Origin of the sequence: Daejeonella sp. (genome assembly GCF_044348475.1) — a bacterium.
Lineage (GTDB): Bacteria > Bacteroidota > Bacteroidia > Sphingobacteriales > Sphingobacteriaceae > Daejeonella.
Genome location: NZ_JBIKSU010000072.1, coordinates 1 through 9,138, shown reverse-complemented (window position 1 = coordinate 9,138; position 9,138 = coordinate 1). Strand labels below are relative to the sequence as shown.

The 9,138-nt window shown below is 40.3% G+C and carries 8 protein-coding genes; all 8 read right to left on the bottom strand.

Features of this window, described 5'->3' with window-relative positions; translation table 11 throughout:
• Positions 1–1,074 (bottom strand): S8 family serine peptidase (locus ACIQZ6_RS10530; protein WP_395810864.1); only part of this gene is annotated, 1,074 nt, incomplete at its 3' end.
• A 193-nt stretch (positions 1,075–1,267) separates the two neighbouring features.
• The gene (locus ACIQZ6_RS10525) at positions 1,268–2,482 is read right to left on the bottom strand and encodes an efflux RND transporter periplasmic adaptor subunit (RefSeq protein ID WP_395810862.1); all 1,215 of its coding nucleotides are present in this window, start codon (positions 2,480–2,482) and stop codon (positions 1,268–1,270) included.
• Positions 2,482–3,804, bottom strand: coding sequence for an efflux RND transporter periplasmic adaptor subunit (locus tag ACIQZ6_RS10520; RefSeq protein WP_395810860.1), 1,323 nt, complete (start codon positions 3,802–3,804; stop codon positions 2,482–2,484). The genes ACIQZ6_RS10525 and ACIQZ6_RS10520 overlap by 1 nt, the downstream gene beginning before the upstream one ends.
• Entirely contained in the window at positions 3,782–5,032 is a 1,251-nt protein-coding gene (locus ACIQZ6_RS10515) for a TolC family protein (RefSeq protein WP_395810858.1), read from the bottom strand. The genes ACIQZ6_RS10520 and ACIQZ6_RS10515 overlap by 23 nt, the downstream gene beginning before the upstream one ends.
• On the bottom strand, positions 5,016–6,965 hold the full coding sequence (locus ACIQZ6_RS10510) for an efflux RND transporter permease subunit (protein WP_395810866.1): 1,950 nt from the start codon (positions 6,963–6,965) through the stop codon (positions 5,016–5,018). Before ACIQZ6_RS10510 ends, ACIQZ6_RS10515 begins: the two co-directional genes overlap by 17 nt.
• A complete protein-coding gene (locus ACIQZ6_RS10505; protein WP_395810856.1) occupies positions 6,955–8,259 on the bottom strand; it encodes an efflux RND transporter permease subunit in 1,305 nt (434 codons plus the stop codon). The genes ACIQZ6_RS10510 and ACIQZ6_RS10505 overlap by 11 nt, the downstream gene beginning before the upstream one ends.
• A 5-nt stretch (positions 8,260–8,264) precedes the next feature.
• The gene (locus ACIQZ6_RS10500; RefSeq protein ID WP_395810854.1) at positions 8,265–8,534 is read right to left on the bottom strand and encodes a heavy metal-binding domain-containing protein; all 270 of its coding nucleotides are present in this window, start codon (positions 8,532–8,534) and stop codon (positions 8,265–8,267) included.
• Positions 8,535–8,727: 193 nt separating this feature from the next.
• Positions 8,728–9,138, bottom strand: a 411-nt coding sequence (locus ACIQZ6_RS10495) for an HYC_CC_PP family protein (protein WP_395810852.1), incomplete at its 5' end; no start/stop codon positions are given.

Here is a 9,138-nt window from a genome sequence, read left to right as displayed (position 1 = left end):
ACTTCCATAATTTGAAAAACTGCTCTTTCGGTCATTCATATCCACACCAGCTACAACCATAACTCCCTTATAATTGGCAGGGTACTCCGGAACTATCGAATTAGAATTTCCTGCTGCAACAATTACCAAACAGCCTTTAGATATAGCATAATTGATCACATCCTGTCCAAAAATTCCACCTGCCTGACCACCCCATGAGCAGTTTATAATATGTGCTCCATTATCTGCGGCGAACTTAATGCCCTCATATCCTTTGTAAATAGTAATACCATTGTTGTCGGCACCTGCCTTTACGATCAACAGCTTAGCGTTAGATGCAATACTTGCTATTCCAATACCATTATCAGAAACCGCTGATGCCATGCCACTTACCCGTACCCCATGATCAGTACTGTCACTTTTCACATCCGGATCATTATCCTCGAGCAGTGTATTAAAACTTGCACCAACCAGATCCTTGCCCGGGAGTAGCAGGTTGGCTTTAAGATCTTCATGGTCCATATCCGAGCCCGAATCAACAATTGCAATTACAGTATTAGAAGAGTTTCTGATCAAACCCCAAGATTGTTCTGCTTTTATTTGTTTAAGAAAATTTTGGTATCCTCCAGTATAGAGTGGATCATTCGGTATAAAAGAAGTGTGATAAATATAACTTGGCTCTGCGTATTCAATCATTCCATTGGCAAGCACCTCATTAATAACCTCAACAATACTCTTTTTCGAATTATAATTAAACTCAAATACGCGATCAAGCCCTATCGAGTCAACTGCTGGCATTTCTACTGGAAGCTGCCCAGATTTTGACAATAAAGCATCTTTAAAAATCTGATTAACCCGGTTAATATCAGCAGATTTTAGCTTTAAACTATTTAAACCAAATACAGCTGTTGCAGATTGTATTTCAGCAGCTGAAACACCCTTTCGGAATTTAATAATGAGCGTATTGGGCAGGTAATCTTTTGCAGTAATTCCTTTCGGCAATTTAAAACTTCTGGGATTATCTGTTTGAGGGCTATCATTCCCAAATACTGCCAGAGTGGTAAATAAAAACAATAGCAGTAAAAAATTTTTCATTCAGGAATATTTGCTAAAAATAATAAAATGAGGCAATATTTGATCCATATTCTGATTCCTAAGCAATCAAAAATAAAGAAACTCAATACTATCCGAGTGACCGGCATTCTACATGCCTTTTCGATATGCCATTGAGAACTGGTGCCCAATTTTAATATTTATTTATAGTTCAACCTATTGAATTATAAACTAATCAATGATCCGCAATTTCATGTCCAGCAGCTGGATCTATTCCCTTCTTTAAAATAAACTCACTTGACAATAAATAAGCACCACTTATAACCACCTCTTTCACATCTTCCAATCCGGATAGTATGATAATCTGATCCGAACTTTCTTCGCCCGTTCTGACCATTCTTGGCGAAAAAGTATTTTTTGAAGTTTTAATCCAAACATGGGTGCCCATCTCATCCCTTATCACCGCATCCAATGGAAGACTCATTGCATCAGAGATTTCTGAAACAGGTAAAAACACAGTTGCCTGCATTCCTGCCTGTAAATTCCCTGAATTCTGAATGGGTGCCCTTACTTTAAGAATCTGTGTAGCTGGATCTAATTGAGGAGAAATGAAATCAATTTGAAGCGTCTGCTCATTTTCGCTTATCCCATTGATCAATGCTTTTACCTTCATACCGATAGTTAATCGCGAAATTTCACTGGGATAAACATCCATTTCCAACCACAGCTGATCAAAATTTTCGAGCTTCAGAACCTGTGTTCCTTCAGCAATATATTGCCCTTCAGTAATATTCAATTCAGTAACTGTACCTGCCGCATTCGAATAAACAGTTAACAATGGAGATGCCTTTGCCCCTTGATCTAATGACCTAATCTGGGCATCGCTTAAACCAAAGAGGCGTAGTTTATTTTTTGCAGCCTCTCGCATAGAACCATAAATTTTCTCATCAGGGAAGGCCGCAACCTGCTTGATCTGTAACAAATAATCTTGCTGTAAGGTTTGAAGCTCTTCACTGTACACCTGAAAAAGTGCCTGGCCCTTTTTTATTCTACCGCCAATTTCTCGGACATATAATTTTTCAACCCTGCCTGAATAACGACTTGAAACCAGGGCGCTGCGCGCCGGATTTACGACCAGTTGACCGTTCAACACTTTTGAAGTACTAAAAGAAGAACTACTGATCTTAACGGTCTGTACATTGGCCATTTGGATCTGACTATCACTCAGAGATAGCTCATTTTTGCCTCCCGATGAGTTAATTGGCACCAGATCCATCTTACAAATTGCACAAGAACCTGGACCATTATTTACAATCTGGGGGTGCATTGGACACGTATATTTCCCTACTTTAGTTGTTTTATCATGATCCGGATCCTTACAGGATGGCAAAGTAAAAACTAGGTATCCCAAAGAGATCAGGATTAGGCTGACTACTATCTTTCTTTTCATTATAAACGCTCCGCTTTTATAAAACTTTCTGTATCCACTAAAAACCAGGCATTGATGGCAATCTCTTGTTCATCAGCTAAACTAGTCCCAATATCTACCCATTTATCTGACAGCGTATTTACCTGTACAAAAACCGGAACAAATGCCGAATTACGTTTTATAAATACTACATATCTTTTGCCAAGCTGCAGCACCGCAGACCTTGGAACCCAATGTCCATCCACCTTACTTTGCTTAAGCACCGAGATTAACTGCCCAACCTTCCATGCGCTATTGCTATTCGATAAATTTGCTCTGATAAGCGAATAATTAACACCTTGACGGTAGTATGGCTGAATAAAATCTACCTTAACTTCTGAGTGCTGTTCTGCAATATCCAGCGATTGGATGCTTACCTTAATTCCTTGTTTAAATTCTTGTAACTGATCGGGGCGGGCAAAAAACTCTGCCCAAACTTGATCTGTATTAATCAGATCAAACAATTTCTGACCTGAAGAAACATATTGGCCTTCCCGTATCTGCAAAACCTGCCCGGTGCTCATCGCTTGCACAGAAGGAATAGCATCAGCAGATGTGCCCGAACTCATTTCATTCATTCCAGATGAAGCAGCTGAACCTATTCTTGTAGCTCCTGCCTGTGTTGATAAACCTGATGCTACAGTATTAGATGAGTACTCGGCCACGTAACCAGAATATGGGCTGTATACTGAAACTGTTGGACTGATCTTGCCGCTTTGGAGTACTTGATCAATCTGACTCTGCGTAAAACCCATAAACAATAATTTTTTCTTAGCCGATTCAAACAGAACCGCCTCTGAATTATTTTTGAGAAACAATAATTCCTGCTGGGCATTTGCCAGATCAGGGCTGTATATATCCATGATTTTTTGCCCCTTTCTTACCTGCTCATAGCTATACTTCACGTATAAGCGTTCGATACGGCCGCTAACCCTGGCTGAAACTGATTTCCAGTTATTGGTATTATAATTGATGACCCCTTTGAGGCTCATTTCTGCAGTTCGCGAACCCTTTTCTAGCCTCAAGGTCTTAATACCCGAGATCACCAGCTCGTTGGTTGGTTTTACCAATACATTTAAGCTATCATCAGCAGAACCGTGCGTAGCTGTAACCTGCTGCGGTACCAAATCCATTTTACAGATCGGGCAATTACCGGGATTATTCTGAAGAATGTTTGGATGCATCGAACAAGTATAAACCTGAGCTTGACTTTCAATAGAAGCCATCTTACCTTGGTTACAACCTAAAAGCATCAATCCGAGCAAAAGAAAAACAGCAATACTACCTTTCAATATTCTTTTCATACTCCACAATCATTTGATAAAACTTCTGTAATTGGTCCAGATAATTCATCTGCGACATGTTCAGGGCTTCCCAGCTATCAATCACTGTATTCAGATCTGATTTATTCTCCTGATAAGACAGCATCGAAGCCTTCAAATATTTTTGAAGAGACGGCACTATTTTATTTTCATAATTAGCTAGCTGCTGCTGCATAACTGCGAGATCATTTTCCATAGAGCGGCTCATCCCCAGCATCTCTGTTACCATTGCTGCCTTCTGATTACGCATGGCCTCCCGCCCAAAATTCATGGATCTAATTTCTGACTTATACATTTTTGACGACCATGGAACGATCGGAATAGAAAGCATACCCATAATTGTAAATTGTCTGGGCATCATCGCCGAATAATTAGACATATGATCGAACCGAACTCTGAAATCTGGCTTGGCTTCCTGTCTCATTTGCTGAATATTCTTTTCCATGGCATGAATATCATGTTCCATGTGTAAAATATCACTTCGTGTTCCGGCAAAATAAGCGGTATCCAAATCAGCCTTTGGAACAAAGTCAACTCTAAAAGCAGTGTCTATTTCAAACTCCATATTGGCCGAGCGGTTCATCAATGAATTCAGAGCGATCTTTTTTGAACGGATACTAGCTTCAGTCATCAAGATCATATTTTCAGACTCATAAACCCTACCCTCAGCCTTAAATACCTGATTAAGCCCTCCCTGATTAAAAGGATAACGGATTGATGCAAGCTTTTTCATGGTCTCCATGATTTGCTTGTTTTCTTGCTGGTACCTGATTTTCCGGTAATCGATTAGCAAGCCATAATAGAGCTGTCTAGCTCTCGCTCTATATTGATTGAACTGCTCAGATTTACCAAATACATCGGTCAGAGACTGGGTTTCTAGGTATTCCTTTTTTGCTTTGATCTTAGCTGGATTTGGAATAGCCTGTTCTGCACTGAGCATAAATGCACCCCGGTTATTGTCGCCTGCATTCCCCTGAAAAGGGTATGGGCTCATGAATGTACCCGCACCAACCATCGGGGCCATCCAAGCTCCAGCACCCGCAACCTTTGCATCCTTACTTTGTATGCGGCTATCGAATGTCATCAGTCCAAGATTCTTTTCTTTTATTTCTACAAAGATCTGTTCAAGGTTCATCTTTACCTGCCCGAAAGCAAGTCCAGAACCAATGAACAGCAGCGTAAAAACTAATTTTTTAATGTTTAACATCATGTACCTCCAGTTTTCCAAATTTTCTCAATTCATACTCTTTTGTCATCAGGAATATGAGTGGTGTAACCAATAGAATATGCGTAGATGAAGTAAGAACCCCACCAATCATGGGCAATACAATGGGCTGCATCACATCACTTCCAACGCCGCCTGACCATAAAACAGGGATCAAACCAAAAAGAGCCACACAAACGGTCATGATCTTAGGGCGCAATCTTTTTGCAGCGCCATTGATTACGTATTCCCGCAAATCCTCTTTTGAAATGGTCTGGCTTGAATTCCCTTTTAAGGCCACTAACTGATTCATTGCATCATTCAGGTAAATAACCATCACTACTCCTGTTTCTACTGCAATTCCAAACAGAGCTATGAAACCTACAACAACCGCAATAGAAAGATTAACTCCCCAGAAATAGACTAGAAAAACACCCCCAATAAGGGCAAATGGAATGGTCACTAGACTTAAAAAAGCTTCCCTGATTGATCTGAAAGCCAAATAAAGAGCCAAGGAAATAATAAAAAATACAATGGGAAGAATATAGAACAGCGTTTTTTGTCCGCGTAATAGATTCTCATATTGTCCACTCCACTCTACAAAATAGCCTCCGGGTAGTTTCAGATCTTTATTGAGCTTATTGATCGCTTCCTGAACGGTATGCCCCAAATCACGGTCGCGAACATTGAACATTACTGCTCCTCTCAACATCGCATTTTCTGAGGTGATCATTGGAGGACCATTTACAAAATGAATATCCGTAACTGCCGACAATGGAATTGTTCCTGCATCGGGCGAATTAAGTGGAATGCGCTTTAGCCTATCAATGCTATTGCGGTACTCTTGGCCCAAACGCAAATGAATATTAAAACGCTTCCTTCCTTCAACTGTAGAAGCAAAAGGGGTACCACCAATTGCAGTTTCGACGGTTGCATTCACATCATCAACTGTTAATCCATAGCGCTCCAGCTGATCACGTTTAATTTCAATTTCTAGGTATTTTCCGCCAGTAACAGGCTCTACATAGAGGTCTTTTACCCCCTCAATACTCTTTAGCAAGGTTTGAACCTCCTGAGAAATATGACTAATCTGCTTCAGGTCTTGTCCGTAAACTTTTACTCCTACGTCTGTCCTGATGCCGGTAGAAAGCATATTGATCCGATTGATGATTGGCTGAGTCCAGCCATTGACCACTCCTGGAATCTGAAGCTTTGCATCCAGCTCATTAATAATATCCTTCTTGGTGATACCTGGCCTCCATTCACTCTTTGGCTTGAGAGCGATGATGGTCTCGATCATGCTAATTAGCGAATTATCGGTTGCCGAATTAGCCCTTCCAGCCTTTCCCAGCACATGATCTACCTCCGGAACTGACTTAATGACCTTATCTTGAACCTGTAAAATGCGTTTAATCTCGGTATTCGACACATCTGGTAAGGTAACCGGCATAAAAAGTACTGACTGCTCATCTAGTGGTGGCATAAATTCTCGTCCCAAACTCATCAGCATTGGAATACTCACAATCAGGGCAATAATATTAATTCCAATTGTTGTTTTCCGGTTCCGGATACAAGCACGGATGATAGGAAGATACACCTTTTCCATTCCTCTATTAATCGGATTCTCATGCTCCTGACGAAAGCGTCCTTTCATGAAAAATGAAATGATCACCGGAGCCAGTGTCAATACCAGAATAGCATCAATCACCAATATAAAGGTCTTGGTATAGGCCAACGGATGGAAGAGCTTGCCTTCCTGTCCGGTTAACATAAACACCGGCAGAAATGAAGCAATGATAATTATGGTAGAATAGAATACCCCCCTCGAAACCTGTTTACAAGCCTTTTCAATAATGCTCAGTCTTTCTTCAGTTGAAAGCCTTACATAATCCTGATCCTTGGCATTGCCAGATTCAGATCCTTTTTTATTAAACCACATCTGCAGTTCCTCCTTTTCTTTGTTCATTTAATTCGGCCTGCCTAACCGCCAGATTCTTGTATGAGTTTTCAGCCATGATAATTCCATTATCCACAATCACTCCAATCGCTAATGCAATACCTGTTAAAGACATGATATTCGATGAAATATCAAAGGCATTCAGCACAATGAAACTTGCTGCAATGGTAATTGGAATCTGAATAATGATGCTGATGGCACTACGCCAGTGTAAAAGAAAAATGATGACGATCAATGAAACAACAATCATTTCTTCGATCAATGTAGTTTTAATAGATGAGATGGATTCTTCGATCAACTTACCTCGATCGTACACAATATTGAATTTCATGCCCCCAGGAAGCCCTTTGGTTACCTCCGTCATTTTTGCCTTCACCTTATTGATCACCTCATTGGCATTTTCACCGTAACGTAAAACAACAATTCCACCAACCGCTTCACCCTCTCCGTTATAGTCAAATATACCCAGACGGCTTTCGCCAGCCATCTGAACAGTTCCTATATCGCGAATCTTAACTGGGATTGAACCCTGCGTACGCACAGAAAGATTACCTATCTCCTCAATTGACTTCAAATAACCAGTAGTTTTGATGATGTAACCAATCCCGCTCATCTCAAACTTTCTTCCCCCGGCCTCGTTATTATTACTTTTAACCGCACGCATCACATCCTGGATGTTGAGTTTGTAATAGCTGAGTTTATCAGGGTCGATACTAATTTGATACTGCTTCTGAAAACCACCAAATGATGCTATTTCGCTTACACCGGCAACATTTTGAAGTGCAAATTTGATATACCAGTCTTGCACTGCTCGCTGTTCGCCAAGATCCATGCCCTTTGCATCAAGCGTATACCAAAGTACATGCCCAACCCCGGTTCCATCTGGACCTATGGTTGGATTAACTCCGTTGGGCAAAACATTTCCGATTGAATTAAGTCGCTCTAGCACTCTCGACCTTGCCCAGTAAACATCTACATTATCTTCAAAAATGATGTAGATGAAACTCATCCCAAACATGGAATTTGCTCGTACATACTTTACTTGGGGCAATCCCTGAAGATTAGTTACCAATGGATAAGTAATCTGGTCTTCAATAATCTGCGGACTTCTACCCATCCATTCAGTAAATACAATTACCTGATTTTCGGACAGATCTGGGATAGCATCAATCTTACTTGTTCTTACAGAGAATAGCCCCCAAGTAAAGATTCCTGCCGCAAAAAGCAATACAATGAAGCGGTTACGCAGAGAAAATGAAATGATGTTCTCAACCATCTTTCTTAGTGTTGCTGAGCAGCATGACTGCTGTCTGTACCAGTTGAATCTGTAGAACTGGCTTCATCAGTTTTTACAATAAGGTCCATTTTACATACCGGGCAAGCACCTGGTTTATCGCTGATTACTTCAGGGTCCATTGAACAAGTATACACTGCTGCAGGCATGCTATGGGATGCGGTATCAGTACTTGCTTGGGCCGGTTTTTCAGAACTTGTGCATGCAGCAAAAAATAAAACGATCAGTAGTGCGCTTGTGTTCATTAACTTTTTCATGTTTATAGGTGTTTAATAAATTTATAATTGGATCTGCCAGCAGCCTAAAGTAAATGCCAGATCATGCTTAAAATATAAATGATAGATAATTATCCCTAAAGACTTAAAACGAATTTATATTGATCATGCTCAATTAATTCAGAATTTGAAAGCGGGATTAATGGCATAGAAATGCCGCAAAGAAAGAAATTTATCAGATACGGAAATTGCGATTAAGGATAAAGACAGGGGTCTTCCCGGGTCGCTGAACTGAATGAACAGAAATAGGTTGTTCGTAAATTGAATGAAGAGCCTTTACTTGTAGTTCATGGTAAAATATGGGCTCTATGGCAAAAATATTTGCCTTAAATGTACTTAAAGGAGCTTTTTGGCATTCCTTTAGCTTAAGTTCCTGCTTTTGATCTTTACAGCAATCTTCAGAAACACCTTTTTTCATACCGCAATTACTGCAGTCATCGGCACCTTCTGAAGAATCATTTGAAAGCCCCCACTCAATTAGCTCGCCCATGCAATAATGAAAATGCACGGTTGCCCCGGATGAAACACCCAGGTAAAAAACAGCTAAAACAGTGATTATAAGCTTTTTCATTTTATTCTGTACAAA

Coding starts and splice junctions, on each gene's coding strand:
- ACIQZ6_RS10510 (WP_395810866.1), bottom strand. CDS start 6,965: ATGTGGTTTAATAAAAAAGGATCTGAATCTGGCAATGCCAAGGATCAG.
- ACIQZ6_RS10520 (WP_395810860.1), bottom strand. CDS start 3,804: ATGAAAAGAATATTGAAAGGTAGTATTGCTGTTTTTCTTTTGCTCGGA.
- ACIQZ6_RS10515 (WP_395810858.1), bottom strand. CDS start 5,032: ATGATGTTAAACATTAAAAAATTAGTTTTTACGCTGCTGTTCATTGGT.
- ACIQZ6_RS10500 (WP_395810854.1), bottom strand. CDS start 8,534: ATGAAAAAGTTAATGAACACAAGCGCACTACTGATCGTTTTATTTTTT.
- ACIQZ6_RS10525 (WP_395810862.1), bottom strand. CDS start 2,482: ATGAAAAGAAAGATAGTAGTCAGCCTAATCCTGATCTCTTTGGGATAC.
- ACIQZ6_RS10505 (WP_395810856.1), bottom strand. CDS start 8,259: ATGGTTGAGAACATCATTTCATTTTCTCTGCGTAACCGCTTCATTGTA.